Here is a 24,315-nt window from a genome sequence, read left to right on the forward strand (position 1 = left end):
GGTCCTGCGTGAAACGCCAGGATCTGGCAAAGGCGCCTTCATGACCCCAGATCCATGGGCGAGAGGCGACCTGCGCAGGGCCTCGCCCGCGCCCTGGTCTCCAATGCCTAACGGGTAGTTGCACATTCAAATTCCTATGTGGTCTGGCTGCGGCACGACTCGTTGATTCGTCGTGGCACGACAATCCGTCAAAGTTGGGAAAACTACTGCTGCACAACACTTTTACCGGGTCGCCTGCGGGGTTACCGGCAGCGACAGCCTGTATCACCCGCCGGAGAAGATCTCTCAGAGGATGCGCTCCGCGTGACACAACCGCCCAATGCGTACTGCAGATCAATATGCATCGTACTGTAGTAGATGATGTATTATTCGCTGGCGGTACCTACCCTCTGTACATATGGAAGACGGGACGTCCTGTAGTGATGAAGAGCAGGTTCGCGCCGCCGCTCTGCACGCAGCGCGACGAATCGCCAGCAGGCGCATCATGAACCGTCTCACCGCCGCAGGCATGGCACCGCCAGGCGACGCCGACGACATCACCGCCGTGCTGCTCGCCGCAGATCCGGCCAACCCTCAATGGGATGCCCTGTCGGCCTACCAACTCGACTGGTCCCTCGCCGTGCTGTCACTTACCGCCAACGCCTTGGTCGAACGCCGCGGTCAGCGTATCCGCACCCCCGATGTCGCCGCCGTAGCAACAGCTCTGGAAGCCGGAGCGACCTGGACACAAATCGGCGAGGCCGTCGGCTCCGCACCGGCGGTCGCCCATGGTCGATACCGCCAACGCCTCGAGCAGTGACATCGCATTTGACACCACGAGGGGATGATCGCTGATGCATTCAGGAACACCCACTTGGGTTCCGTTCCCACTACTCGTCTACGCCGTCGGGATGCGCGAGGGTGCCGAGTACCGGCCGCTGGCGGCAAGCACTGTCCGGATGCATCGCAGTGTGGCGGAATCCGACCTCGCCGAGGCAGGTAATCCCGATGCGGTCCTCATCGAGCAACGGGTCCTCCCCTGGACTCCCGCCACAGACACCGAGCGCCAGTCGCCCAGCTTCTTCGAGTACACGATTGGGTACAGCGACGGCGAGGGCCGGTACACCACCCTGGGATTGTCGTTCTCCACCAACCGGTCAGCCGTCGAGAACGAACTGGCAAGCGTGCGGGAGGCGATCGCTGAGTCCACAGGCAACAAGTCGCCCGCTGTACTCGTGCTCGAACGCCCCGTTCTTCCTTGGTTTCCCGCACGACCGCGATTCCCCTACCGCACACGCCCCTAGGCGCGGATTCGGCGCCCGCCCGCTACGCTGCTGACCATGTCAGATGTCATGGATTGGGATGCCGCCTACAACGGCCAGATCTTCGCCGGACCGCCCCCGTGGAATATCGGTGCCCCCCAACCCGTCATCGCGGACCTGATCTCGACCGGACAGGTTCACGCACCGGTGCTCGACGCGGGGTGCGGCGTCGGCGATCTCACCATCGCCCTCGCTGAAGCTGGTCACGATGTCACCGGCACCGACATCTCCACCGCGGCTATCGACCAGGCCACCAAGCGGGCAGCAGAGCGCGGCGTCGAAGCCCGGTTCATTCAAGGCGACGCCCGCAACCTCGCCGCGCTCGGCTTGGACCACCCACAGTTCAACACCATCATCGACTGCACCCTGTTCCACTCGCTGCCCCTCGATGCGCGCGACGACTACCTGCGGGGCATCCACGCGGCGGCCAACTCGGGCGCCCGCCTGTACCTGCTCGTATTCACCACCGACGCCCTGCCCGCCGACTCGCCGTGCCCGGTTCCCAATCTGGTGACCGACGACGAAATCCGTACCGCTGTCGCGAAATACTGGACCATCGACGCCATCGAACCGTCCCACGTTGCGGTCCGACTCCCCGACATCCCCAACCTCCCCAAACACGACTTCCACACCGACGACAACGGGCTCACCCATCTGCCCGCTCTGTTCCTCACCGCCCACAAGCCGTAGAGCCGTCCCAGGAGGAGGCCCGCGTCTCGGGCGGCCCGGCTTTCAGCCGGGGACGGTGACGTCGAGGGCGAAGTCGAAGTTCCCCACCCCGTGTTGTGCGAGACCGATCATGATCAGTCCCGTTCCTTCCAGGTAGCGCGCCATGGTCAAGCCGCCGACGTCGAGCGGCCGCAGTGTCAGGCTCTCGATGAACTCTGCAACGAGGGCCTTGGCGCGCTCGTCGTCGCCGGCGATGAGGACGTCCATCGGATGGCCCTTGGCCAGGACAGCCCAGAACGTGGTGTTGAATGCCTTGACCACGCTGGCGCTGCCCGGGGCTTGCTCGGCAACGTTCTGCGCAATCGAGGTGCCGTCGGGGATGGCGAGTCCGTCTGCCGCGGAGTTGACAGGGTTGCAGATATCGACAATCACCTTGTCCGCGAGTGCGTCTCCGTACTGCGCGACGACCGGAACGACGTTGGCGTACCCGAGGGCCACGATGACGATGTCCCCTGCCGGGACGGCACCGAAGTCTCCGGTCGTGGCGCTGCCGCCCAGATCCTTGGCCAGCTCGGCGGCCTTGGCCTGATCGCGGCCGATGATCTCGACGGTGTTGCCGCCCGCTACTGCCAGCGTGGCGATGGTGCGGGCCATGTTTCCGGTGCCGATGATGCTGATGCTGCTCATGAGATGTCCTCTCTTGACTGAGTATTCAATGAATTGATTCCTCCACCCGACCCGCTGCTGCGCAGCTCCCAGGGCGGCATGCCGATTGCCTGCGCGAGGTTGCGTTGCAGCGCGACGCCGTCGGGCACGGTGCGATAGAAGATGCTGACCTCGGCGATCTTGGCGTCCGCGTCGAGCAGGACGAGGAAGATGCCGTTGACCGCGGCGTCACCGACTTGCAGCCGGAAGTGTGCGGCGTGGTGGGTGTCTCCGCTGAGTACCTCCGTGTAGGTGTCGTCTGAGGACAGTGCGTTGACCTTTTTGATGGTCTCCACGGCGGCCTCGCGGCCGGTGACTGGCTCGTCGCCGAACGGGCCGTACAGCATCACGTCCTCGGCGAGCAGGCCTGTGAGGGTGGCTTTGTCTGCGCCGGCGTTGATGCAATTGACGAAGGACTCCAACGTTTCACGGCGAGGGGCGAACGTGGTCATGCGTTCGCCGCCGGGAAATAGTGGCCGTTGTCCAAGTCGGCGAACAGACCGGGCCCAACGGGGTCCCAGCCCAGGGTTTGGCGGGTGATGAGGCTGGTCGCCGGGAAGGATCCGGTGACCAGATTCATGAACTGGCCGAAGTATCCCGGCAGCATCAGGACATCCATCGGGATGCTCGCGGCGGGCAGATCCAGCCGACTGCCGATGGCCTCGGCGATGTCGCGGAACGGGATGCCCTCATCCTGAACCGCGTGCCAATATCTACCCGCCGGACCCTTCTCCAGCGCCAGGCAGAACAGGGAGGCAACGTCGCGGACATGGACGGCGCACCACAGGTTCGTGCCGTCGCCGGGATAGCCGGCGACGCGCTTCTCCTTGGCGAGCGCGATCAGCCCCGGCAGGAACCCAGCGTCATCCGTCGTATCGTGCGCGATGAGCGGGAGCCGCACGATTGAGGACCGCACTCCTTGCTCGGCGAGGCCAATGACGGCTCGTTCCACGATGTTACGAGCCCGCAACGTGCCCGTGTGCTCCTCCCCGCTGGGAAGCGCCGGGTCGTCCTCGGTCGCTGGTCGGCCCAGGTTTCCAGGCGACCCGATACTGCCCGCTGCGACGAGTGGCTTGCCGGTTCCCGCGAGTGCCTCGCCGTAGGCGAGCATGATCGGCAGCTCTGCGGCGGCGACGGCGGCCATCCCGCCAGTCGGAAGCAAATCTTGCCGGTGCGCGACGTGGATGACGCCGTCGGCGTCCACGGCCGCTTCTTTGAGCCCGTCAAGGTCTTCCAGGCTGCCGCGACGCACCGTCGCACCGAGCGCGGACAGGGCCTCTGCGGCAGTGTCCGACCGGGCCAGGCCGGTGACGTCGTGCCCGGCGGCGATCAGTTCGGGAATGATGTGAGAACCGGTATGGCCGGTTCCGCCTGTGACGAAAACGTGCATGGGACTGTCCTTCTCAGATGGGTGGAGTGATGTTCTGCTGATGTCTTCTCGCGCCTACATGGCCTGCGCGTCATCGCCGGCGATGAGCACTAGACTCAGAGCCGGAAAGGTTGACTCCTCAACCATAGGTCGTTTGGTGGATCTGTCAACCAAATGGAAGGCTGGAGGACGATGGAACCAAACTGGCTGAACGCGCAAGAAGCCTGCGCCTGGCGAACCTTCGTCGATGCGCATTACCGACTCGAGTTTCACCTGGCTCGACGCCTACAGGAATCGGGCCTGTCCGGGGCCGACTACGAAGTCCTGGCGTTACTCTCCGATCACGACGGGGACCGCATGCCTTCCCATCAGCTACGCAACGCACTGGGCTGGGAGAAGAGCCGTTTGTCCCACCAGGTGCGGCGCATGCAGACCGACGGGTTGATCAGCCGAGAACCCAATCCCGGCGACGCCCGCAGCACCATGATCTGCCTACTGCCGGCCGGCCGCGCTGCCATCGAGAACGCGGCGCCCGGGCACGTGCAGGACGTCCGCCGCAACTTCGTTGACCTGTTCACCCCGGCCGAACTCGACACGCTCACCGCCCTCAACCAACGAATCTTGGACCACCTGGCGGAAGTCGACGACTCCTCCGCCGACGACGAGCCCTCCTAGGTTGCTCCTCGTCGTCGGCGACGCTTAGCGCACACGAGCGACGACACCTGGTCCCAGGCAACGCAGCAGCAGCCAACCTGTCACTCGTCAAACAATGTGCTATCTCCCAAGCCTTTGAGCAGTGGCCAGGAGGCATAGTCCGACTCGCGGTCACATGAAAGTTGTTGTTGCCCAGCGGCTACTGCCGTCGACACGGGGCCCTACGCGGGTACGACGTCGCCCTCTGATCGGGTCGGGGCGGAGGGTTCTTTGACCGCCTCCAAGGACACGGTGACGTCGACGGTGTCTCCGAGCATCGGGCCGCCGCCGGCCAGCACAGGGGTGTCGGCCAGGACGCCGAAGTCGCTGCGCTTCAGTTTGATTGCGCCTTCGAACCCGGCCACTTCACCGTGCCCCATGCCTGCGCTCACACCGAGAAATGAGAATGCCAGTGGCAGGCGTTTGGTAATCCCGCGCAGGGTGAAGTCGATGATGAGTACCCAGTCGTTCTGCCCGGTGCTGTGCATGTCGACCGAGGCGAGGGTGGCGGTGGGGAACTCGTCGGCGCCGAAGATGTCGGGTGCCCGTAGGTGTTGGTCGCGCTCCGGGTTGCCGGTGTCCACCGATCCGACCGCGATGGCGGCCGTGATGCTCGGAATTCCGTTCTCGGGCACGGTGATCGCTCCGGAGAAGTCACCGAACCGCCCACGTACTCGGCCGACCATCAGGTGGCGAACCGAGAACGTGATGGACGAGTGGATGGGGTCGATCGTCCACGTACCGGGTGAGACTTGTTGCTCGACAGTCGAGGTGGGCTGGGCGTTCTGCTCGAGTGCGGACGGCAGCTCGTAGAGTTCGCGTAGGACCAGGGCGTTGCGGGCTTGGATGAGTACGCCGCCCTCGTCGAGACGTCCGAGTTCGATGGGGGCGAAGCCGAGATCGGTGCACAACCCGGCTACTGTCGCGCTGGCTGCGGAGTCGTTGCTGGACAAGAAGACCACGCGTTTCCCGAATTCGGGTGGGCGCTTCTCGGCGAGCTGCTTAGCGGCGGTTTGGTTGAACGACTTGACCACCGCGGCGCCCGGGAAGGCCTCGGCGTTGTACTCGGTTGACAGTCGGCCGCCGAGGATTTGGTCGGAGTTAGGAACCAGAAACGCGTTCGTCGCGTCGACGACGATCTTGCCCGACCAGTCCGACCGAGTCTTGCCCAACTCGCGGACCTTCAGGAACGGAATGGCGAGGATGATCACGTCTGCATCCAGCGCCGTGTCAAGGGTTGCCGGTGTAATCGAGGCGGACAGTTCGGTGACGTCGATCGTCTCCGGACCTCGCGTGTTGGCCCACAGTGCCGGGACGTGGTGGTCGGAGAACCGTTGCGCTAGAACGCCGCCAACGCTGCCGGTGCCCACAACGGCGTACTGCAGAGCGCTGCTCATCGCACGACCTGCAAGATCCGCGCGGCGGCGATGAAGACCGCCACCGCCAAGAATACGGCGTTCACGGGCCACTGCTTGTACTCCGCGCGTCGACCGTGGAACACCGCCGCGCCCACCTGCACCAGCGCGAGCCCCACCGCAGCGGCCGGGGTCAGGATGCGCGCGATGCCGGTCAGCCACGGCAGGACTAGCCCGAGAGCGCCGGCGACCTCGACGCCGCCGATGAGCTTGATCGACGTCGCAGACAACGCCTCAGCGGCGCCAGCCGTGGAGGCGTTCTCCGCTAGTTGCTCCTTGGACTTCAGTAGTTTCGTGCCACCGATGAAGAGATAAGCGGCGGCGAGTAGTCCGGACGCGATCCCTACCGCGATGTTCATGAGGGCTCCTCGAATATGTATGCGTGCGAACAGGGTTGGCCCGAGCGGCTGCCTCGCCTTCACTCGGGAACGGTTCGACCCATTGGTTGATGCTTCAATAAACTAGCTCGCATTAACGTGAAGCGTCAACCAATGGGCTGCATCGCGCTCATTGCCCACGCGCCGCAGGCGATGACGCCTCGGTTACGGCCAAGCGCCGACACCGGTGCCACACCTCACGGTCAATGGTTGATGGTTAAACTATCCTTCAAACGGAGGAGGAGGTCCGGTGACAGCTGCGCGATGGGCCACCATCGGGTGGTCGTGATGACGCGGCCCAAGCGTGAGGGTGGCCAACCCGAAACGGTGTGGCTCGACGACGATCAGCAACGTGCATGGCGTCAGCTCCTGTCGATGATCATGGAGCTTCCGGCGGCCCTGGAACGCGATCTGCAGCGCACCACCGGACTGACGACGTTCGAGTACCTCGTATTGGCGAATCTGTCGGAAGCCGACGACAGGACGCTGCGGATGTCGGAACTCGCCGCCAAAGCAAACTCCTCGTTGTCGCGGTTGTCCCACGTGGTCAGGCGCCTGGAAGACGACGGGTTGGTGCTCAGGGGTGTCTGCGCCGATGACGGCAGGGTAAGCGTGGTCGAGCTCACGAAAGCGGGAATGCGGAGGGTCGCCGCCGCAGCCCCGCTGCACGTCGCGAAGGTGCGCGAACTGGTGGTGGAACCGTTGACAAAGGCGGACCTGATCGGGCTCGGCAAAGCGGCCGAGGCCATTACCGACCGGATCGCCGAGTCTGGTTGATCACATCCATCTCAGCGTCTGTGCATCGTGCGTCCGTGGTCAGAACTGGTGTGGTGCCGGGGCCAACAGATCATCGACAAACATCAGTTCGGTGCGGTCGTCACTCCATCTCGCACTCGAACGTCGCGGCACAGTCAAGTGCGCGGATTGGGCAAGATGGGACCATGGCGTGGAGCACCCGGGAAATCGCCGAACTCGCCGGCACCAGCCTGCGGGCCGTCCGGCACTACCACCAGGTGGGCCTGCTCGACGAGCCCGAGCGCCGGCCCAACGGCTACAAACAGTACGGCGTCGCGCATCTGGTCCGGTTGGTGCGCATCAAACGCCTGGTCGATCTGGGATTCTCGCTCCCCCAGATCGCGGCGATGGGCGATACCGACGAACACCCGGAACAGGCACTGCGCGAGCTGGATGCCGAACTCGCCGAGACCATCACCCGGCTGGAGCGCGTCCGCGATGAACTACGCGAGCTGCTGGACACGGCGGCGCCCACTGATCTGCCGCCCGATTTCGTGTCGGCCGATGCCCTGGCGAATATGACCGAGTCTGACCGGTCCCTGGTAGTCGTGATGAGCCAGGTGCTCGGGCCCCGCGGCAAGCAGGTTTACGCCGACATAATTCGGGAAACGACCGAGGATCCCGCGGCCGCCGAACTGGACGACCTTCCCGCCGATGCCGACGAGCCCACCCGCCGTAACCTCGCCGAACGGTTGGCGCCGTACATCAAGTCGATCCAGGGCGCCCATCCCGACCTGACCTCCTCGCGCGCCGACGCGCCACGGGGAAAAAGGTTCGCGGACAGGTCGATTGCCCTGGCCATGGCCGATCTGTACAACCCGGCACAGCTCGATGTGTTGAAGCGAGCCGGGGAGATCGTGCACCGGTCAGCCGAGTGAGGGCAGCAGCAACGGCTGTAGTCGGTAACCGGGTGGCTCGGTGCCGTGCAGATGCCGCACAAAGTAGTCCCAGGTGCGACGTAGTGAATAGTGCAGCCAACCGATCAGCGAGTGCTCGGCACCGGGAATCATGATCAGGTCGAAGTCCTTGTCCGCCTTGATGAGTGCATCGGCCAGCCGCATCGTCATATACGGGTGTGCGTTGTCGTCGAGTTCACCGTGGATGAGCAGTAACTTGCCCTTCAGGTTGGCGGCCAGCGTGGTGTTCAAGATCGCTGCTTTGCCTTCGGCGCTGACATCGCCGTGGTAGTGCTCGGCCCACATCGCCAGGTTGAGGGCGTTGTCATGATTGCCCGAGGCCGCGACGGCCACCGAGTAGAAGTCCGGGTATCGCAGCACGGCACGCGCCGCGGCGAACGCACCGGCGGACTGTCCCGTAATCCCGACCCGGGCAGTGTCCAGCCACGGATACCGCTGTCCGAGTTCGCGGATTGCGGCGATGTGGTCGTCCAGGGCGCCCGCGTTGCCGAGATCCCCATAGGAGTGGTTATGAAATGCCTTGCTGCGCCCCGCGCTTCCACGTCCGTCGATGGCCACCACCGCGAACCCGAGCGCGGCCAACGCTTCCGGTTCGCCATAGTGCGGCGGGTTGAACATCGGTCCGGCGCGGTAGAGCTGCGGCCCCGGATAGATGTGTTCGATGATCGGGTACGTGCGGTTCGGGTCCAGACCGTGCGGCCGCCAGAGCAGACCGTAGATGGGGGTTCTGCCATCGGCGGCGGTCGTCCGGAACCGCTCCGGCGGTTGCCAGCCCAGAATCTTCAGGTCTTCGGTGTCGGGCGTCTCCAACCCCACTACAACCTGACCATCCCTGTCGAGTACCACTGAGCGTGGCGGCAGGCTCGGGCTTGAGGCTCGATCCACAAGGTAGCCGCCCTGCGGGGGGTTGACCGCGTCATGGTCTAGCTCGTCGTCTGTGAGTCGGGTGAACCCGTTGCCGTCCAGTCCGATTCGACAGAGCTGCCGCAGGTACGGGTCGGCCTCGACCAGACCGTTGGCCACGAAGTACACCTGTCGAGCGGTCTCGTCGACCCATAACAGTCTGCTCACCAGCCACGGCCCGGTGGTTATCTGGGTGACCTGGGCGCCGTCGGCCGAGTAGAGGTAGAGGTGGCCCCAACCGTCCCGCTGCGACCACCACACGATCTCGCCGGTGCCCAGCACCCGCACCATGTGCGGGTCGCCGAGCAGCACGGTGGCGTCGACCCGGGTCTCGCACGTGTCGGTGATCAGCGTGCTGACCGCGCCCGTCGACGGGTCGAGGCGACACAGTTGCAACGTCCGGGCGTCGCGCGACTGGTGCAGATAATGAACGGCGTCCGCACTCGACCACCAGGCGTAGACGAGTGCGACATTGTGCATGATCGGTGTCGGCTCGGTCTGCTGCCGCACGATCGTGTGCTGCCCGACGTCGAGCACGTTCCAGGTCATCGTCGCGACGGTGTCGTCGCCGGGCATCGAGTAGCGAGTGCGGTGTTCCACCGGCCGGCCGCCGTCGGCCGGGCTCGATTCCACGAGCACCAGCTCGGGCACCTCACGCTGATCGGCCCGCGCAACCAGGATGCGGGTGGAATCGGGTGACCAGTGCAGGATCATCGGCGCCGGAATGCCCAGTGCACGGGTCAGCGCGCGTGCACCGGTGGTGTCCGGTAGGCCGCCGTAGTCGAAATACGGTTGGGCGTCATCGGTGAGGGCGTGTTCGGTACCGTCGGCTCGGCTGCGGACCCAGATGTTGCCGTCGCGGCGGAACGCAACCCATCGCTCGTCGGGCGAGATGACACCGCCCGCAACGCTTTTCGGAGTATCTGATTCGGTGCAGGCGCCATCCGCCCACCGCCAATTCCGACCGAATGCGCTGAACAGCACGGTGTCATCAGCACGGATATCCACGGCCAGAATCGGTAGATCCGCGCCGGTCACCGCCTGTCCGGCCGCCACAGACAGTCCAGCGGCCAGCGCGTCGTGGTCGAACGCGGCGCGACGAGTCCTCGCATCGGGATCGACCGCGACGTAGCGGTTTGCAATGCGGTACCAGAATCGGGCACCGTCGGCGAACCACTGCGGTGTCAGCACCGTGCCCGGCACCCGCCGGGCGCGGTGCGGGAAAAGCATCTGCTCGGCACGCGCGTAATCGGAATCGGTCAGCGATATCGTCACGCCGGCCATGCAACACCCGGACGTAGCGGCACAGTCAAGAGCGACTTCGACCGTGCCGCAGCGGCACAGCGTGTGGTGGACGAATGCCGTTCATCGCCGTCGCCCACCGGCAACTCACCATGTTGCGCAACGCCGGGCATTTTGACGGCATCGCAGACAATCATCGCGCTGCTGCAGGATCACCTGCCGCCGTGCGATGTTCCGATTCCGGATTGCCTCTAGGCCATGGTGATCGCCCGGAGACCGTTCCCCTGGGAGCCATGGCCGTCCTCGACACACGGACCGGAACGCTCGTCATCGAGTGACTCGATGCTCATTCGCATTACCATCCGGCGACGACAGGGTTGGTTAGGTATCCGATGCCGTCGACGCCGACTGTGATGGTGTCGCCGGAGTGCATGAATTCCTGCGGCGCGCGGCCCGCTCCTGTTCCTCCGCATGTGCCGCTGCTCATGAGATCACCCGGTTGCAGAGTGACTGTGCGGGTGAGGAACTCCAGCAGGGTCGGGATGGAGTAGATCATCGTGTCGGTGGTAGCGCGCTGCTTGTAGACCCCGTTGAGGCGGGTGGAGATCTGAAGGGGATGCGAGTTCGGGTCGGGTACTTCGTCTGCGGTCACGACGTACGGACCCACCGGGGCGAACGTGTCCGGACTCTTACAGAGCGTGATCTGCAGCGGTTCGCGATTCATGACGTCACGAGCGGTGACGTCGTTGATCATCGTGTAGCCGAAGATGTATTCGTGGGCACGTTCGGCCGGCACCCGGTAGGCCGGTTTGCCGATGATGATGCACAACTCGGCTTCCCAGTCGGTCTGGGTGTCGGTACTGGGGATACGGATCGGTGCGTCGGGTCCGACGACCGCGGAGCGCAGCTTGGAGAAGAACACGGGCTCCTTCGGCGCGAGACCGGTCTCAGCGAGGTGGTCGGCGTAGTTGCCGCCCGCCAGCAGTAGCGTCGCGGTGGGGCCCAGGGGCGCACGGAGCTTTGCGGGCTGCACCAGGTCGCGGGGATTCTGCTCGGCAGCGCGCAGACGGTCCAGTTCACCAGGTCCGGCCGTGATGAGCGCGGTGAGGTCGGGATGTCCGGTGGGTAGAACGCCGTCGTCGGTCAGCACGCCGACTTCGCTTCGGCCACCTGCATTTTCGTAGGCGACGAATTTCACGAGTCACTCCTCGGTGTCGTTAGGCGGTCGGCGTCCGTCGGGCCTAGCTGCTGTACAGGGTGTCGACGTTGTCGTGCAACCGGCGGGCCAAGGGCAGCGCCGCGTAACGGTCGGTGGTGAACTCATCGGCTGGCGCGCAACGCGTCCACGCGCACCAGGCGCGCCGATTCGACTTCTCCGTCGGGTGGGCTGAGCAGGCCGCCAGTCGTGGTGACGAACAGCGCTCCGTCCCCGATCGCCACGGCGTTGGGCCCGGCGATGCGGTCGTCGTGTGCGGCGACGTCCTCGCGGCGGCCGTCCGGGTGCAGGCACAGCACGCTGTGGTAGGTGTGTGTCGCCACGAACACCCGTCCGTCGTCGGCGACGGCTAGGTCATCGCCGACCAGGCGTTCGGCGAGGATCTCCAGCCGTGCGAGCGGATCCGCGAGGTCGGTGGAGGTGCGCAGGACGAGGCCGCGGTCGCTGTTGGTCAGCAGGATCGAGTCGTTATGCACGGCGATGCCGTTGACGCCCGGCAGTATCGAGTCGGGGCCGGCGGGGGTGAGTAGTTCGTGTTCGAGCCACGGGGTGACGCGGCCGTCCTCGGCATCCACCATGACCACACGACTGCGGCCCGAGTCGACGACGAACAACCGGTCACCGACCCAGGTCATCCCGTTGCCGCTCAGCACATTCGTCAGATCGGCGACCGGGCGCGCCCCGTCGGGCAGGATCCGGAACAGCTGCCAGTCCGGTACGCCCTGAGTGCCCGCGGCCGCCAGGGTGCCCAGCCGCGGATGCCTGGCGATGCCCGTGGGAATGCCGTCGAAGCGGGCCGCGATCTCGACCGCCCCGTGCGGGCCGACCCGGTACACGGCGCGGTCGCTGGGTGAGGTGACCAGCCAGGACCGCCCGTCGGCATGGGGTGCGAGGTTTTCCAGGAAGGTGCCGGCGGGCCATTCGGCGACGATGGCGGTGGCGCGCCGGTTGAGCACTCCGGCGTCGTGCGCTGGGTGCAACGGGTCGATCCGATCGGAATCGTTTGCAGTGGAATTCATTTCGCGGTCCTTTGACTCGTCGGTTCGGAGTTCGGGCGCGGGTGACGCATCGGGGCGGCGTCGAGCCAGGGGCCCTCGGGGTCGAGGTTCGCGGGCACCGACAGCGACTCCAGTCCTCCGCCGGGCGCCGCCATCAATCGGAGGTATTTGCCATCGGGGTCGGCGATGACGATGACCGAGCCGCCGCCACCCCCCAGGATCGGTGAGTGTCGTACGCCGAGGGCGTCGAGGTGGGTGATCCAGTCGTCGAACAGTGCGGGCTCGTCGAGGGCGAAGACGATGACGTCGCACTCGCGCATCGCGCGTGCGGCCGCCGGGGCCCACCGCAGCTCGAGGGCGAACGGCAGTCCGGGGAGCTGCAGGATCGCTGCGTACCTGGTTCCGGTGCTATCGACGTGGTCCAGGGCCTCGATGCGGGTGGCGCCGAGAACCCGCTGGTACCAGTCCAAGGCGACGTCGAGGTCGCCGACGGGGATCTTGACGTGGTGCATGCCCGAGAGCCTCGGCGCGGTCATCGGACATCACCTCCGTTCGGCCCGACGAGTGCGGCCAGGGGGACGTCGGGGCGGAGGACTTGGGCGGCCAGGGCGGCGTCGGCGGCCACGCCGTCGGGCCGGATCGCGATCGGCCGGTCGACGTCGGTAGAGGCCACCACAGTGACATCGGAGGCGACCTCGGCGGCGGAGGTGCCGGCCGGTGTCAGCAGGGTCCACGACAGTCCGCAAGGGGGCGCTAGGCGAGGGTCGACGCGGGTCCCGGCGATCGGATCGGCGGGATCGGTGGACGGGTAGGCGATGTCGAGCTGGGACATTTTGTTGGCCAGCCAGTGCGCGACGCCCGGCACGCCGCCGGCGGCGGCCAGGGTGTCGTTGCGCAGCGCTGCGGTGCCGGGGTCGTGGATCATCGCCAAGCCCATCAGCTGTGAGGTGAAGGCGATGAGCTGTTGGGCGACCGGGTGGCGCTCGGTGTGGTAGCTGTCGAGAAGCTGTTCGCTGACGCGTCCAGTGATGACATGATGCAGCTTCCAGCCGAGGTTCGCCGCGTCCTGAATGCCGGTGTTCATGCCTTGGCCGCCGGCAGGACTGTGCGTGTGGGCGGCGTCGCCGACGAGGAAGACGTTGCCGCTGCGCAGCGCCGGTGCCACGCGCTGCTGAACCCGGTAGGTCGAACTCGACGCGAGGGATTGCACCGTCGCCTCGCGAGCCCATCGCGGGCCCCGTTCGCGCAGCAGGGTCGAGATGGCGGCGGTGTCAGGCGCCGCGGTGTCGGGCGCCACGGCGGCGACGACGCGCAGTAGACCGCCCGGCAGCGCCGAGGTGATGAGCATGCCGTGTGTGCTGAACGAGAAGGTGGTGTCCGTGTCTGCGATATCGCCGTCGGCGGCGACGACGTCGGCGAGGGCGAACAACGCGGCGGGCGCGTCACCGGGGAACAGCAGTCCGCTGCGCCGGCGGACCGTGCTGTGGATGCCGTCGCAGCCGATGACGTAGCGCGCGTTGATGACTCGCGTGGTGCCATCGGCTGCCACGACGGTCGCGGCGCTGCCGGGAAACTCGTCGACGAAGTCGAGCAAGCGCACGCCGCGGCGCACCTCGCTGCCCAGTTCGTGCAGCCGCTCCTGCAGACGTGTCTCGGTCTGCTGTTGCGAGATGAGGAGCAGGAATGGGTAGGGGCCGGTGATGGTGTCGTAGGACAACCGCAGCAGTGGACGGTCCCCGTCGACTGCGGCGAACCCTCCGCCGCGCAATCCGTCCTCGATGAGGCGCTCCGCGACGCCTATCCGTTCGAGGTATTCAAGGGTGCGCGGTTGCACCGCGGCAGCTTTGGAGCCTGGTGCGACCGTCGGCCTCGGGTCAATGATCACGTGGGCGACGCCGAGTTGGGCGAGCGTGACGCCCAGCGCCAAGCCCGCAGGCCCGGCACCGACAATCAGGACATCGGTACTGGTGGGCAGCTGACCGATCATGTCCAACTCCAATCAAACGAAAACGATCGTTTCGCTTTTGACCGTAGCGCGCGGATCGCTAAAAAGCAACGATCGTTTCGATATATGGTGTCGTGATGCCAGCCCTCAGTGACGCCACCCGACGCGACCGCCGCCAGCACGTCCTCGTCAGCGCCTGGAAGTGCTTCTCACGCCAGGGCTTCCACGCCACCTCGATGGACGACGTCATCTCAGAGACCGGGATGTCGTCGAGTTCGGTGTACCGCTACTTCCGGAGCAAGGAGGAACTCATCGACGCCGCGGCGCAGGAGTCCCTGGCGCTGGCCGAGGCGCTGCTCACCGAACTGATCAGCAACGACCGCGTACCGAGTCCCGCCGAGACGCTGTCGGCGCTCGTCGACGGCGTGCGCAGCCAGCACCGCGATGATTACGACCTCTCCAAGATCGCCATGGCGGCCTGGGCCGAGGCACTGCGGAGCACCCCGCTCAACGACTTTGCCCATCATTTCTACGACAGCGCACACCGCGCGTTCGCCACCCTCGGGCGACGCTGGATCGACACCGCGATGCTGCCCAGTGACACAAATCCCGAAGCAATCGCCGACCTGTTCGTCACGCTGATGCCCGGCCTGATCGTCACCGCTCATCTGCATCGACCCTCCGACGCGGACTCGCTCGTCGCCGGCATCGTCGCGTTCGCGTCGACAGCGACGTCGCGTTGAAAGCGTTCGGCTACAGCCTTTTTGGTCCGATTGGGGCAGACTATGCGCCTGTTTCAGCAGACACGGTGCAGGCTCAACTGGCCGTTGTCGGGTCCATCGGATCATCGATCTGGGACCGAATGAGTGAACTGACACTGCCAGTCCTCGTCGCCAACGGCGCACACGATGTGATGATCCACTCGTTCGCCACCTACGCCATGGCCACGGCGCTACCCACCGCCAAGGCGGTGTTCTACAGCGATGCGGGCCACGCATTTCTCTTCCAACACATCGAGGACTTCGCCCGAGAGGTCGACGAGTTCCTCGAGTAGTCGCCCGACGCCCCGGCGCACGGATAGCCGTGCTGCCGTAATGCGACGATTAGGCCATGACCGCGACGCTCGTCACGACCAATCTCGCCGGCGGGTTTGCCCACCGCACCCTCTTCGAGCGGCTCGACGTGACGGTGGCGCCCGGTGATGTGATCGGTGTGGTCGGCTCCAACGGTGCCGGCAAGAGCACGCTCCTGCGGATCCTGGCAGGGGACATCGAACCGCTCGAGGGGGTTGTCAGCCTGGCGCCGGCCGACGCCTTCGTCGGGTGGTTGCCGCAGGAGCATGAGCGGGTGCCGGGGGAGACCGTCGCCGCGTACGTCGCGCGGCGCACAGGATGTGCGGCGGCGACACAGGCCATGGACGCCGCGGCTGAGGCGCTGGCAGATCCGAATGCGGATGCTGACGCCTACGCCGCGGCGCTGGATCATTGGCTCGCAACCGGTGCGGCCGATCTCGACGAACGGCTGCCGGCGGTGCTGGCCGACCTCGGGCTCGACTGCGACGCGGTGCAGCCGGAGTCGACCCTGATGACCGCGTTGTCGGGTGGTCAGGCAGCGCGGGTGGGGCTGGCGGCGCTGATGCTGTCCCGCTTCGACATCGTCCTGCTCGACGAGCCGACCAACGATCTCGACCTTGACGGACTGCACCGGCTGGAAGAGATCGTCGGCAGCCTCCGCGGCGGCGTCGTGCTGGTCAGTCACGACCGAGAATTCTTGGCCCGCACCGTAACCCGCATTCTCGAACTCGATATAGCGCAGAACAGGACCACCGTCTACGGAGGTGGCTACGAGAGTTATCTGGAAGAACGTGAGGTCGCTCGTCGGCATCGTCGCGAACAGTACGACGAATTTGCCGAGAAGAAGGCCGATCTCGTGGCGCGCGCACGCACACAGCGGGAGTGGTCGAGTCAGGGTGTACGCAACGCGATGCGCAAAGCGCCCGACAACGACAAGAACCGGCGCAGCGCACAAACCGAGTCCAGCGAGAAACAGGCACAGAAGGTCCGGCAGATGGAGAGTCGGATCGCCCGCCTCGAGGAGGTCGAGGAACCCCGCAAGGAATGGACGCTCCAGTTCACCATCGGGGCGGCACCGCGGTCGAGTTCGGTCGTCGCCAGGATCGACAATGCCGTTGTGCGGCAAGGTGGTTTCGTTCTGGGGCCGGTGTCGCTACAGGTCGACGCCGGCGAGCGGATCGGCATCACCGGCCCCAACGGGGCGGGGAAGTCGACCCTGTTGCGGCTGCTGCTCGGTCGGCAACAGCCCGATGAGGGACGCGCGAGCCTGGGCGCCAATGTCGCCATCGGTGAAATCGACCAGGCGCGTGCTGATTTCACGGGTACCAGCCGACTAGTGGATCGCTTCGAGCAACACGTGCCGTCATGGGCGACCGCTGATGTGCGGACGCTTCTCGCGAAGTTCGGGTTGCGCGCCGACCATGTGGAACGCACGGTCGACGCACTGTCGCCCGGCGAGCGAACCCGCGCCGGCCTGGCGTTGCTCCAGGCGCGCGGGACGAATGTACTGCTTCTCGACGAACCGACCAACCATCTCGACCTGCCGGCCATCGAGCAGCTGGAGCAGGCGCTCGAAACCTATGACGGCGCACTGCTGCTCGTGACCCATGACCGCCGGATGCTGCAGAACGTTCGGTTGGATCGCTCGTGGCTGGTCGACAACGGGCGCGTTACCGAGTTATAGCCGGAAAACGCGAGTTCGTCCCGACTCAGAACAGCCCGGTGGCCGCGATCGCCGCGATCACAAACGATACGAGCACTGCGGGCCCGGCTTCAGGCACCGCAGCCGCTAGCACGAAGAAGATGCCGGTGCCGACCGTGGCGCCGACACCGAACATCGTCAGCTGGAAGGTGCCGATCGTGCGTTCCAGGCAGTCGGACGCTCCGCGCGCGACCAGCGCTCCCGCCACTGGCCGACGGCGCAGCAATTGTTGGATGACATCTCGCGGACGAAGGGGGCATGGTGGCTCCTGGTTGGTCGGATTGGGGTAGATGTCGACTGATAGCCGGGAACGCCATTCTGCCCCAACATATCTGCTCGCCGGCTCAGGCTCCGGGGATCTGGTCGACGCTGATCACCACGGGAAGCTAGGCGCATCGTTGAGCGGTGGGTCGCCAGGACAGCACTCGTTCGCCCAACCGCGAGAAACACTTGGCCACTGTCCCCTAACAGGGCCCGGTAGGTCATTCGGTCCCGCAGCCTCGACGATATCTCGGACACCAATTGTGGCTCCCTTGGCCACATCTCGGGTGTCTGTCATTGGGCTACTTCCTGTAAAGGGAGCCAACGCGAGGGAGCTGATCAGACGGCGTATCCGTGTAGGGCAATCGGCACCGGAGTCGGCGTTTCCGCTCAATGGACTTCCCTATCGCTACATGTGCGTGACCGGCCCACAGAAGGAAACCTTCATGACAGAAGCGTTACGTCCGCAATGCCGCCCCTAGCGCGCCCTCCGCAAGAAGGCACGCATGGTATCTAATAGTGCTGCACCACAAAGAAATCAGTGATCATTCGCCACGGCGAGAGCTGCCCGCTACAAACCACCGGTACTACGCAAAGGTCCGCAGCCGGTGTTCATCGGAAAGTGCTGACAGTTCTCAGATTCGGGATGCCGCCGGATAGTCGGTGTACCCGGCGGGGCCAGGCGTGTAGTAGGTGGCGCGATCAGCACTAGCCAGGGAAATGCCCTTTGCTATGCGTGTCGGCAAATCGGGATTGGCGATGAATGGCTGACCCCACGCCACCAGGTCGACAAGATCGTCCGCGACAAGACGGTCTCCCACCGCTGGTGTGATGCTCGTATTGGCGATGATGGCGCCGTGGAACAACGGGCGGTAGTACTTGTATGTTCCTGATCCTTGCAGGTGAGCGAGTGGCCGCCCGGACAGGTCGGCCCGTGGGGTCATCAACAGCAGGTGAGAGATCGGCAAGTCATTGAGCCGTCCGATGACATAGTCGCTCGTATCCAGCGTTTCTTGATTCGATATGTAGGCCCCGTGCTCGGGCCACGTTGGTCCTGCTTTTACGCCGACGCGTTCCAACTCGACATGTTCTCCAATTGCGTCGAGGATTTCGAATAAGAGGCGTGCACGGTTGGCGAGGGAGCCCCCGTACTCGTCGGTACGCTGATTCGTTGCCGGATTGAGAAATTGGCTTATTAAATAGGAGAAGCCCGCCTGCACCTGCACGCCGTCAAAACCCGCTCGTTTCGCGTTGGCCGCCGCCTGTGCATAGTCGGCTACCGTATCGGATATGTCGGCTCGCGTCATCGCCCGTGGCACAACAGTGGGTTGCAAACCCGACGGGGTATGGACCAGAAGTCCTGGATTGACCGCCGAAGGCGCTAATGGCGCTATCCCCGAGAAAAAGTCGGGATGCGAGGCTGAACCCGTGTGCCACAACTGCGCGAAAATGATACCGCCCACGGCGTGGACCGCTTCGGTGACGGCCGCCCACGCGTTGACTTGAGTGTCGGTGAATATCCCAGGTGCGTCGTGCCAGCCGATAGCGTCGCGGCTTACCCAGAGGCCCTCGCTGAGGATCAACCCCGCCGATGACCGTTGCGCGTAATACTTAACGTGCAGGTCAGTGGGGGCAAGTTCCTGGTTGGTTGCCCGCGAGCGCGTCAGCGGTGCCATCACAATGCGATTGGGCAGATGCAAATCGCCCATTACATACGGGTCTAGTAGCGATTTGTATTGTCCGTCAGATGAGGGGATTTTTTCGTTCATGTGCGGATTAACAGAGCGAATGATTGCTTTATTTCTGATGTTTCACACGTCACAACATTCTCGTCGATGAAACATTGTCGTTACTAATGGTTCATTTCACTTTCCGGGGCGGTGCGGCGCGCATCCACATGCGGCAGCCACAATAGGGCAGGGATGCTGGATCGTGGCGCGAAGCCGCACATTGTCCGGGATCAATACACCACCAACAGGGCTTAGTTGAGCGACACATCAAAATCGGCGGACGCACCGAAATTCGCCGCCATATGAACAGAAGTCGCAGAGGTGAACGTTGATTTCATCAGCGACGCACCTGGGATGTCGCTATCGTCTGTCCCGCTTGCAAAGATGCACCGCGAGTCAGTGCAAGAGCGCGTCGGCCAGCTGGCGCCATTGAGGAAGTGCGGTCTGTCCGGGCTCGACGCCGATGACTTGGATGCCGACATGATCGGCGCCGGCTTCGAGGTGCTCCTGGAGCTTTGTGACGATGTCGTCGAGGCTTCCCCAAAAGACGAGGTCATCGATCAGCCGATCGCTACCCCGGCCGTTGTCGATGTCCGCGTCGGTGTAGCCGGATCGTAGGAACTTGGCCACGTTGAACGGGGTGGTGAGGTAGCTGTGCATGTGCGCTCGCGCAATGCGCCGGGCGACCGCCGGGTCGGTCTCGAAAAGAACCGCATGTTCTACGCCAAGGAATGCCTTGGGGCCGAGGATCTGTCGCGCGTGTGCGGTATGCGATACAGGAACGTGGTAGGTATGGGCCGCGGCCGTTCGATCCCGTGCGAGCGCCAGCATCTTGGGACCATACGCGGCGAGCAGCCGCCGCTCCGGCACGGCCGGTAGCGGATTGACGCCGTTACTCTTGTCCATCGCGTCGAGGTAGTCGATCATCGCGCGAAGAGGTTTCACTTCAGTTGTCGGATGGCCAGCGGCGAACCCTAGGCCGAGGATATGGCGACCCGGGTATGCGTCGGCCAACAGGATCGCGGCGCCCCTGGTGGCTTCCGGATCACGTTGCCAGATACTGGCAATCCCGTTGACGATCTGGATATTACGGGTGACCGAGAGGAGATAGCCGGCGTGGCTGGTGGCATCGCGCCCCAGCAGTTCGGGTATCCAGATCGACTGCCATCCGCGGTCCTCGAGTTCTTGAACACTGTCACGGATAACGCCGGCCTCTTGGTACTCGAAGTCGAATGTCCAAATGCCAAAGCGGCCCAGGACCGCCGCGTCAATACCTGTCATGGTGAAGTTCCTTAGGTGGACGGGAGATTGCAGACACTCTGACCGGCGCTGCATCGTGGCGCGCGGTCGCCATCCTCCAGTCTGCATGCAGGCGATCGTTTCCGTCAAGACCTGCAGCTAACACCAATGTCGTTCATCTTCCCTTGTCAGCCGCCTACCTATGCCGATCAGCCCACGGTCGTCGTGCATATCAGCCTGCATGCAGGCTGGTTGATATTCCTGGTGCAGTCGGGTCCACAGCGTCGAGCGTGGTCCCCTCTGACCGATTGACGCCGCACACTCGTTGCTTCGGCGCAGGTCGCCCACCTTCACATCCGGTCTAATCGGCGGCCGGGAGTGCAGCCGTGCGCGGAAGGGATGCAAGCTGTTTACAGGGTTCCGCGAACAGTGTTAACCCGCAGCACGGCCGCCGATGTATGCTGCATGCACGGTGCTTCGATACGGAGAGGGTGGTAGATATGTCGTCGCTTTCGCCCCGCCCGCGGCCGGAAACGCTGACCGACATGGCTTATCAGCAGCTGCGCACGGCGATCTTGAATGGGCAGTTCGTGGCGGGCCAGCTGACAAGCATCGTCTCACTTGCATCCACACTGGGCATGAGTCGCAGTCCTGTGCGTTCGGCGGTGGAGCGACTGGCCGTCGAGGGGTTGGTCACTGCCACCAGTGGTGGCATTTTGGTTGCCAATCCAGGGCGCCATGAGCTGCTGGATGCCCTTGCGGTGCGTGCACCGCTGGAGGGCTTGGCCGCCAAGCTGGCCGCCCCACAGTTCGATCAGGATGACCTGGCCAAACTGGCCGAGATCCATTCCCGCTTTGCCGCAGCGGTAAACGATGACGACCCGATCACGGCCCGCGCGGTCGATTTGGAATTCCACCAGCTCATTCAGTCGTTGTGCGGAAACGCGTGTCTGGTGGAGATGCTGGAGCGGGTTCAGGCTCGGGTGATACTGGCGACGTACTCCACCGCATGGAGCACCAACCAGCGTGCCGCGGTCGCAGAGCATGCCCGAATTGTCTCGGCGCTGGAGAATCAGGACGGTGATGCCGCGGAGCGGGCGGCCATGCTCCACCTGCACAACCTGGTGGATCGGATACGCCTGGAGTGGAAGCGCCGCGACGCCGCCGGCAGCGAGTTGGCGGCCGGCTGATCGACGATCGAGCCCGCCCGCCGGGGCGGGCGTGCCGCCCCCGGCATAGCCGTCCTAATTGTCCCGCAGCCGAATGTGATCAGGGGTCAGGTCTTTGATCGAACGGGCACCGAGAAGTTGCATCGTTCTGCCGATCTCGTCATGCAGGATTGCGGTAAGCCGGCGGACGCCGTGTTCACCGGCCGCCATCAGCGCATACAGGGGTGCGCGCCCGAGCAGTGCCGCGGATGCACCCATGCACAGGGCCGCAACAACATCGGCGCCGTTGGTGATGCCCCCATCAACAAAGATCTCTGCCTGGCCACCGACGGCCGCGGCGATGGTCGGCAATTGCTCAAGCGGCACCCGAGCGCGGTCGAGTTGGCGACCGCCGTGGTTGCTCACGACAATCCCGTCGACGCCACAGTCCACGGCGCGGACCGCGTCGTCTGCCGATTGAACACCCTTGACGATGAGCTTGCCGGGCCAGCACGAACGTAGCCAGGCAAGATCGTCGGTGGTGATCGTCGGGTCAAAAAGTTGTTGTGCCAGTTCGGCTACCGTGCCGTGCCAGTTATGCAGCGACGCGAATTCCAGCTGGGGAGTTGTCAACAGATCAAACCACCACCACGGCCTTATTGCCCCGTCGAGGAAAGTCCGCACGCTCAGGCGGGGTGGGATCGTCATCCCGTTGCGCACATCCCGCAGGCGGGATCCGGGAACAGCCGTGTCGACGGTCATCACCAGCGCCTCGTACCCGGCAAGTGCCGCACGTTCGATGAGCTCGCGGCTCTTGTCGCGGTCTCGCCACAAGTACAGCTGAAACCATCGGCGTCCTCGGGGAGCTGCTTGGGCGACCGACTCAATCGACGTTGTTCCCATGGTCGACAACGCATAGGGAATCCCCGCCGCTGCGGCCGCGCGCGCGACCGCGCGCTCGCCGTCGCGATGCATTACGCGTGTGAAGCCCGTCGGGCCGATGATGACTGGCATCGCCGCGGGTCGCCCCAGCACCGTCGAACTGGTGTCGATATCACCGACGTCGTGTAAGACGCGGGGGCAGAACTCGATGCGGTCGAACATCTGTCGCGAGCGGCGGAGGGACACTTCGTTCTCCGCTCCCCCATCGACGTAGTCGAACACCGCTCTGGGAGCACGCCTACGGGAGATGCGGCGGAAATCATCGGTGCATGCAGCTGACGCAGCCCGACGCCGAGGCCCGTTGAGCACGAATGGTTTAGGTGTGAGCAGCGGCGCAATCTCCGACCACCGCGGCCACTGGCGTCCTCCGGGGCGCTCACACACGTCCGTCATTGCGAGTTCCTTCCGTCCGAATTTCTGCAGCGACTTCACGCACACCGCCACTTCCTACAAGTTGCATGCAGGTCGTAGATGGGAATGATTACGCGAATCTGCGCTGTTGCTGACAGTACGCCCAGCACATTGGCGATGTCGAGCCCTTTCAACGGAGACCGGGACTTGACATAGCCTGCATGCAGGATGCAGGGTGTGAGGTGTCCCACAACACCATCATTCGAAATATCGCGACGTTGGACGCGACGGTGTCGCGCCACAGGTTCGAAAGGACCGACAGATGAACGAACGCACACCTCGGATCGTTATCCCACTGCCAGACAACGATTTCGACACCACTGAGTCGGCCATCACGTGGCAGACATTCGTCGACAACGGTTTCGACATCGTCTTTGCCACCGAATTCGGGCGGGTGGCGGCGTGCGATCAGCGGCTGCTCTCCAGTGGCTGGTTCAACCCCTTACCCGCTGGGGCGGACGCTGTCCTCGCCTACAGGAGGATGATTGGTTCCGAGCGCTTCCGCTCGCCGATCACCTACCGAGACATATCCGTCGACGACTTCGACGCAATTCACTTGTCCGGCGGGCATTCGCCAGGAATGCGTCAGTACCTCGACAGCGACGTGCTTCAGCGCAAAGTGGTCGACTTCGCACACGCGGGCAAAACTATCGGGGCCATCTGCCACGGTGTACTCGTTCCCGCTCGTGCGATCGACCCGAAGACCGGCAAGAGCATTCTGGATGGCCACCGTGCGACGACGCTGACCCTGCCGCTGGAAAAATGGGCGTTCCGCACCACATTCTTCCGTGTCGGGCGGCGCTACAGAACGTACTGGAAATACACCGAGACCGAAGTGAAGGCGGCGGTCGGAGACCGGGGCCAGCTTCTTCGTGGTCAAAGCGTGGACATTCCGTTTGTCGTCGACGATGGCCAGTTCCTGACAGGGCGCTATCCCCTCGATGTCCCGCTCTACGCCGAGACATTCACGCGCAAGCTCGCCGCCGCCAGTTCGGTGAAACACGCAGATGTACACCACATCAACGGCAATCCCTCCGCGCAGGCTACTGGCTCGGGACGATCGGAGTGACCGCTATGAACGCACTCTCAGTGATCGATGAAGCACGTGATCGGTCGGGTGTTAATGCGTTGTTCGGGGATAACCGGTTGAAGTTGGGGTTGTTCGGCATCAACTGCGATCGCGGATGCGCGATGACGTTGTCGCCGGATGTGCCGGTGTTGACCTGGGAATACACCAAACGCGTCGCCCAACTCGCCGACCGCG

General features: G+C 64.5%; 25 protein-coding genes and 2 pseudogenes. 13 read left to right on the forward strand and 14 right to left on the reverse strand.

The window, feature by feature from the left end; translation table 11 throughout:
• Nucleotides 1–484: 484 nt before the first annotated feature.
• Genes A5784_RS31185 through A5784_RS31195 form a run of 3 tightly spaced genes read left to right on the forward strand, consistent with a single transcriptional unit; the run spans nucleotide 485 to nucleotide 1,991 of the window.
• The gene (locus tag A5784_RS31185) at nucleotides 485–799 is read left to right on the forward strand and encodes a hypothetical protein (protein ID WP_064948716.1); all 315 of its coding nucleotides are present in this window, start codon (nucleotides 485–487) and stop codon (nucleotides 797–799) included.
• Between the two features lie 34 nt (nucleotides 800–833).
• Nucleotides 834–1,283, forward strand: coding sequence for a hypothetical protein (locus A5784_RS31190; RefSeq protein ID WP_156750879.1), 450 nt, complete (start codon nucleotides 834–836; stop codon nucleotides 1,281–1,283).
• 36 nt (nucleotides 1,284–1,319) lie between these two features.
• Complete coding sequence (locus A5784_RS31195; protein WP_232006317.1) at nucleotides 1,320–1,991, forward strand: class I SAM-dependent methyltransferase; 672 nt, start codon at nucleotides 1,320–1,322, stop codon at nucleotides 1,989–1,991.
• A 42-nt stretch (nucleotides 1,992–2,033) separates the two neighbouring features.
• Here the strand turns inward: A5784_RS31195 and A5784_RS31200 are convergent, their stop codons facing one another.
• The 3 genes from A5784_RS31200 to A5784_RS31210 are packed head-to-tail and all read right to left on the reverse strand — an operon-like array spanning nucleotide 2,034 to nucleotide 4,065.
• Nucleotides 2,034–2,657 carry an NADPH-dependent F420 reductase gene (locus A5784_RS31200; RefSeq protein WP_064948719.1) on the reverse strand — a complete coding sequence of 208 codons (624 nt, stop codon included), beginning with the start codon at nucleotides 2,655–2,657 and terminating at the stop codon, nucleotides 2,034–2,036.
• Entirely contained in the window at nucleotides 2,654–3,127 is a 474-nt protein-coding gene (locus A5784_RS31205) for a nuclear transport factor 2 family protein (RefSeq protein ID WP_064948720.1), read from the reverse strand. Before A5784_RS31205 ends, A5784_RS31200 begins: the two co-directional genes overlap by 4 nt.
• A complete protein-coding gene (locus A5784_RS31210; RefSeq protein ID WP_064948721.1) occupies nucleotides 3,124–4,065 on the reverse strand; it encodes an SDR family oxidoreductase in 942 nt (313 codons plus the stop codon). The genes A5784_RS31205 and A5784_RS31210 overlap by 4 nt, the downstream gene beginning before the upstream one ends.
• 171 nt (nucleotides 4,066–4,236) lie before the next feature.
• Here A5784_RS31210 and A5784_RS31215 point away from each other — a divergent pair, with 171 nt between their 5' ends.
• Complete coding sequence (locus A5784_RS31215) at nucleotides 4,237–4,719, forward strand: MarR family winged helix-turn-helix transcriptional regulator (protein ID WP_064948722.1); 483 nt, start codon at nucleotides 4,237–4,239, stop codon at nucleotides 4,717–4,719.
• Nucleotides 4,720–4,919: 200 nt separating this feature from the next.
• Here A5784_RS31215 and A5784_RS39915 read toward each other — a convergent pair whose 3' ends face one another.
• Together A5784_RS39915 and A5784_RS31225 are read right to left on the reverse strand one after the other, a co-directional pair.
• Nucleotides 4,920–6,134: a YceI family protein gene (locus A5784_RS39915; RefSeq protein ID WP_082945196.1), complete on the reverse strand. Its 1,215-nt coding sequence runs from the start codon at nucleotides 6,132–6,134 to the stop codon at nucleotides 4,920–4,922.
• Nucleotides 6,131–6,511, reverse strand: a complete 381-nt coding sequence (locus A5784_RS31225) for a DoxX family protein (RefSeq protein WP_064948723.1) — start codon at nucleotides 6,509–6,511, stop codon at nucleotides 6,131–6,133. Before A5784_RS31225 ends, A5784_RS39915 begins: the two co-directional genes overlap by 4 nt.
• Nucleotides 6,512–6,643: 132 nt before the next feature.
• Between A5784_RS31225 and A5784_RS31230 the strand changes: the two genes are divergently transcribed.
• Both A5784_RS31230 and A5784_RS31235 read left to right on the forward strand, forming a co-directional pair.
• Entirely contained in the window at nucleotides 6,644–7,306 is a 663-nt protein-coding gene (locus tag A5784_RS31230; RefSeq protein ID WP_232006318.1) for a MarR family winged helix-turn-helix transcriptional regulator, read from the forward strand.
• 164 nt (nucleotides 7,307–7,470) lie between these two features.
• Nucleotides 7,471–8,202, forward strand: a complete 732-nt coding sequence (locus tag A5784_RS31235; protein ID WP_064948724.1) for a helix-turn-helix domain-containing protein — start codon at nucleotides 7,471–7,473, stop codon at nucleotides 8,200–8,202.
• Here the strand turns inward: A5784_RS31235 and A5784_RS31240 are convergent.
• Complete coding sequence (locus A5784_RS31240; protein ID WP_064948758.1) at nucleotides 8,191–10,419, reverse strand: S9 family peptidase; 2,229 nt, start codon at nucleotides 10,417–10,419, stop codon at nucleotides 8,191–8,193. The two genes, A5784_RS31235 and A5784_RS31240, sit on opposite strands and share 12 nt — an antisense overlap.
• Nucleotides 10,420–10,502: 83 nt before the next feature.
• On the opposite strand from A5784_RS31240, the gene A5784_RS31245 reads away from it, so the two are divergent.
• A complete protein-coding gene (locus A5784_RS31245; protein ID WP_064948725.1) occupies nucleotides 10,503–10,724 on the forward strand; it encodes a hypothetical protein in 222 nt (73 codons plus the stop codon).
• Between the two features lie 17 nt (nucleotides 10,725–10,741).
• Here the strand turns inward: A5784_RS31245 and A5784_RS31250 are convergent, their stop codons facing one another.
• From A5784_RS31250 to A5784_RS31265, 4 genes are all read right to left on the reverse strand, one after another.
• Nucleotides 10,742–11,584: a fumarylacetoacetate hydrolase family protein gene (locus tag A5784_RS31250; RefSeq protein WP_064948726.1), complete on the reverse strand. Its 843-nt coding sequence runs from the start codon at nucleotides 11,582–11,584 to the stop codon at nucleotides 10,742–10,744.
• 122 nt (nucleotides 11,585–11,706) lie between these two features.
• The gene (locus tag A5784_RS31255; protein WP_064948727.1) at nucleotides 11,707–12,621 is read right to left on the reverse strand and encodes an SMP-30/gluconolactonase/LRE family protein; all 915 of its coding nucleotides are present in this window, start codon (nucleotides 12,619–12,621) and stop codon (nucleotides 11,707–11,709) included.
• A complete protein-coding gene (locus tag A5784_RS31260; protein ID WP_082945197.1) occupies nucleotides 12,618–13,136 on the reverse strand; it encodes a VOC family protein in 519 nt (172 codons plus the stop codon). The genes A5784_RS31255 and A5784_RS31260 overlap by 4 nt, the downstream gene beginning before the upstream one ends.
• Nucleotides 13,133–14,587, reverse strand: coding sequence for an FAD-dependent monooxygenase (locus A5784_RS31265; protein ID WP_064948729.1), 1,455 nt, complete (start codon nucleotides 14,585–14,587; stop codon nucleotides 13,133–13,135). Before A5784_RS31265 ends, A5784_RS31260 begins: the two co-directional genes overlap by 4 nt.
• 95 nt (nucleotides 14,588–14,682) lie before the next feature.
• Between A5784_RS31265 and A5784_RS31270 the strand changes: the two genes are divergently transcribed.
• The 3 genes from A5784_RS31270 (at nucleotide 14,683) to abc-f (ending at nucleotide 17,302) form a co-directional block, all read left to right on the forward strand.
• Nucleotides 14,683–15,288 (forward strand): TetR/AcrR family transcriptional regulator, encoded by a 606-nt coding sequence (locus tag A5784_RS31270; RefSeq protein ID WP_064948730.1) that lies wholly within the window; start codon nucleotides 14,683–14,685, stop codon nucleotides 15,286–15,288.
• A 119-nt stretch (nucleotides 15,289–15,407) separates the two neighbouring features.
• Entirely contained in the window at nucleotides 15,408–15,599 is a 192-nt protein-coding gene (locus tag A5784_RS38920; RefSeq protein ID WP_064948731.1) for an alpha/beta fold hydrolase, read from the forward strand.
• Nucleotides 15,600–15,655: 56 nt separating this feature from the next.
• Nucleotides 15,656–17,302, forward strand: coding sequence for a ribosomal protection-like ABC-F family protein (abc-f, locus tag A5784_RS31280; protein WP_064948732.1), 1,647 nt, complete (start codon nucleotides 15,656–15,658; stop codon nucleotides 17,300–17,302).
• A 40-nt stretch (nucleotides 17,303–17,342) separates the two neighbouring features.
• Here abc-f and A5784_RS31285 read toward each other — a convergent pair.
• The 3 genes and pseudogenes from A5784_RS31285 to A5784_RS31295 form a co-directional block, all read right to left on the reverse strand.
• A pseudogene (locus tag A5784_RS31285) lies at nucleotides 17,343–17,555 on the reverse strand (amino acid permease); the annotation flags it as partial.
• 661 nt (nucleotides 17,556–18,216) lie between these two features.
• Nucleotides 18,217–19,350, reverse strand: coding sequence for an alkene reductase (locus tag A5784_RS31290; RefSeq protein ID WP_064948734.1), 1,134 nt, complete (start codon nucleotides 19,348–19,350; stop codon nucleotides 18,217–18,219).
• A gap of 357 nt (nucleotides 19,351–19,707) precedes the next feature.
• On the reverse strand, nucleotides 19,708–20,592 hold the full coding sequence (locus tag A5784_RS31295) for a TIGR03620 family F420-dependent LLM class oxidoreductase (RefSeq protein ID WP_064948735.1): 885 nt from the start codon (nucleotides 20,590–20,592) through the stop codon (nucleotides 19,708–19,710).
• Nucleotides 20,593–21,050: 458 nt separating this feature from the next.
• Here A5784_RS31295 and A5784_RS31300 point away from each other — a divergent pair, with 458 nt between their 5' ends.
• Complete coding sequence (locus A5784_RS31300; protein WP_064948736.1) at nucleotides 21,051–21,740, forward strand: GntR family transcriptional regulator; 690 nt, start codon at nucleotides 21,051–21,053, stop codon at nucleotides 21,738–21,740.
• A 54-nt stretch (nucleotides 21,741–21,794) separates the two neighbouring features.
• On the opposite strand, the gene A5784_RS31305 is transcribed toward A5784_RS31300, so the two are convergent.
• Complete coding sequence (locus A5784_RS31305) at nucleotides 21,795–23,033, reverse strand: alpha-hydroxy acid oxidase (protein WP_064948759.1); 1,239 nt, start codon at nucleotides 23,031–23,033, stop codon at nucleotides 21,795–21,797.
• Nucleotides 23,034–23,313: 280 nt separating this feature from the next.
• Between A5784_RS31305 and A5784_RS31310 the strand changes: the two genes are divergently transcribed.
• Both A5784_RS31310 and A5784_RS31315 read left to right on the forward strand, forming a co-directional pair.
• Nucleotides 23,314–24,120 carry a type 1 glutamine amidotransferase domain-containing protein gene (locus tag A5784_RS31310; RefSeq protein WP_064948737.1) on the forward strand — a complete coding sequence of 269 codons (807 nt, stop codon included), beginning with the start codon at nucleotides 23,314–23,316 and terminating at the stop codon, nucleotides 24,118–24,120.
• A 5-nt stretch (nucleotides 24,121–24,125) separates the two neighbouring features.
• A pseudogene (locus tag A5784_RS31315) lies at nucleotides 24,126–24,315 on the forward strand (hypothetical protein); the annotation flags it as partial.

The organism is Mycobacterium sp. 852013-50091_SCH5140682 (assembly GCF_001665685.1).
Taxonomy (GTDB): domain Bacteria; phylum Actinomycetota; class Actinomycetes; order Mycobacteriales; family Mycobacteriaceae; genus Mycobacterium.

Excerpts from the sequence above, each read along its gene's own strand:
- A5784_RS31185 (WP_064948716.1), top strand. The coding sequence starts at position 485 with ATGAACCGTCTCACCGCCGCAGGCATGGCACCGCCAGGCGACGCCGAC.
- A5784_RS31190 (WP_156750879.1), top strand. The coding sequence starts at position 834 with ATGCATTCAGGAACACCCACTTGGGTTCCGTTCCCACTACTCGTCTAC.
- A5784_RS31195 (WP_232006317.1), top strand. The coding sequence starts at position 1,320 with ATGTCAGATGTCATGGATTGGGATGCCGCCTACAACGGCCAGATCTTC.
- A5784_RS31200 (WP_064948719.1), bottom strand. The coding sequence starts at position 2,657 with ATGAGCAGCATCAGCATCATCGGCACCGGAAACATGGCCCGCACCATC.
- A5784_RS31205 (WP_064948720.1), bottom strand. The coding sequence starts at position 3,127 with ATGACCACGTTCGCCCCTCGCCGTGAAACGTTGGAGTCCTTCGTCAAT.
- A5784_RS31210 (WP_064948721.1), bottom strand. The coding sequence starts at position 4,065 with ATGCACGTTTTCGTCACAGGCGGAACCGGCCATACCGGTTCTCACATC.
- A5784_RS31215 (WP_064948722.1), top strand. The coding sequence starts at position 4,237 with ATGGAACCAAACTGGCTGAACGCGCAAGAAGCCTGCGCCTGGCGAACC.
- A5784_RS39915 (WP_082945196.1), bottom strand. The coding sequence starts at position 6,134 with ATGAGCAGCGCTCTGCAGTACGCCGTTGTGGGCACCGGCAGCGTTGGC.
- A5784_RS31225 (WP_064948723.1), bottom strand. The coding sequence starts at position 6,511 with ATGAACATCGCGGTAGGGATCGCGTCCGGACTACTCGCCGCCGCTTAT.
- A5784_RS31230 (WP_232006318.1), top strand. The coding sequence starts at position 6,644 with ATGGGCTGCATCGCGCTCATTGCCCACGCGCCGCAGGCGATGACGCCT.
- A5784_RS31235 (WP_064948724.1), top strand. The coding sequence starts at position 7,471 with ATGGCGTGGAGCACCCGGGAAATCGCCGAACTCGCCGGCACCAGCCTG.
- A5784_RS31245 (WP_064948725.1), top strand. The coding sequence starts at position 10,503 with ATGCCGTTCATCGCCGTCGCCCACCGGCAACTCACCATGTTGCGCAAC.
- A5784_RS31255 (WP_064948727.1), bottom strand. The coding sequence starts at position 12,621 with ATGAATTCCACTGCAAACGATTCCGATCGGATCGACCCGTTGCACCCA.
- A5784_RS31260 (WP_082945197.1), bottom strand. The coding sequence starts at position 13,136 with ATGACCGCGCCGAGGCTCTCGGGCATGCACCACGTCAAGATCCCCGTC.
- A5784_RS31265 (WP_064948729.1), bottom strand. The coding sequence starts at position 14,587 with ATGATCGGTCAGCTGCCCACCAGTACCGATGTCCTGATTGTCGGTGCC.
- A5784_RS31270 (WP_064948730.1), top strand. The coding sequence starts at position 14,683 with ATGCCAGCCCTCAGTGACGCCACCCGACGCGACCGCCGCCAGCACGTC.
- A5784_RS38920 (WP_064948731.1), top strand. The coding sequence starts at position 15,408 with ATGAGTGAACTGACACTGCCAGTCCTCGTCGCCAACGGCGCACACGAT.
- abc-f (WP_064948732.1), top strand. The coding sequence starts at position 15,656 with ATGACCGCGACGCTCGTCACGACCAATCTCGCCGGCGGGTTTGCCCAC.
- A5784_RS31290 (WP_064948734.1), bottom strand. The coding sequence starts at position 19,350 with ATGAACGAAAAAATCCCCTCATCTGACGGACAATACAAATCGCTACTA.
- A5784_RS31295 (WP_064948735.1), bottom strand. The coding sequence starts at position 20,592 with ATGACAGGTATTGACGCGGCGGTCCTGGGCCGCTTTGGCATTTGGACA.
- A5784_RS31300 (WP_064948736.1), top strand. The coding sequence starts at position 21,051 with ATGTCGTCGCTTTCGCCCCGCCCGCGGCCGGAAACGCTGACCGACATG.
- A5784_RS31305 (WP_064948759.1), bottom strand. The coding sequence starts at position 23,033 with ATGACGGACGTGTGTGAGCGCCCCGGAGGACGCCAGTGGCCGCGGTGG.
- A5784_RS31310 (WP_064948737.1), top strand. The coding sequence starts at position 23,314 with ATGAACGAACGCACACCTCGGATCGTTATCCCACTGCCAGACAACGAT.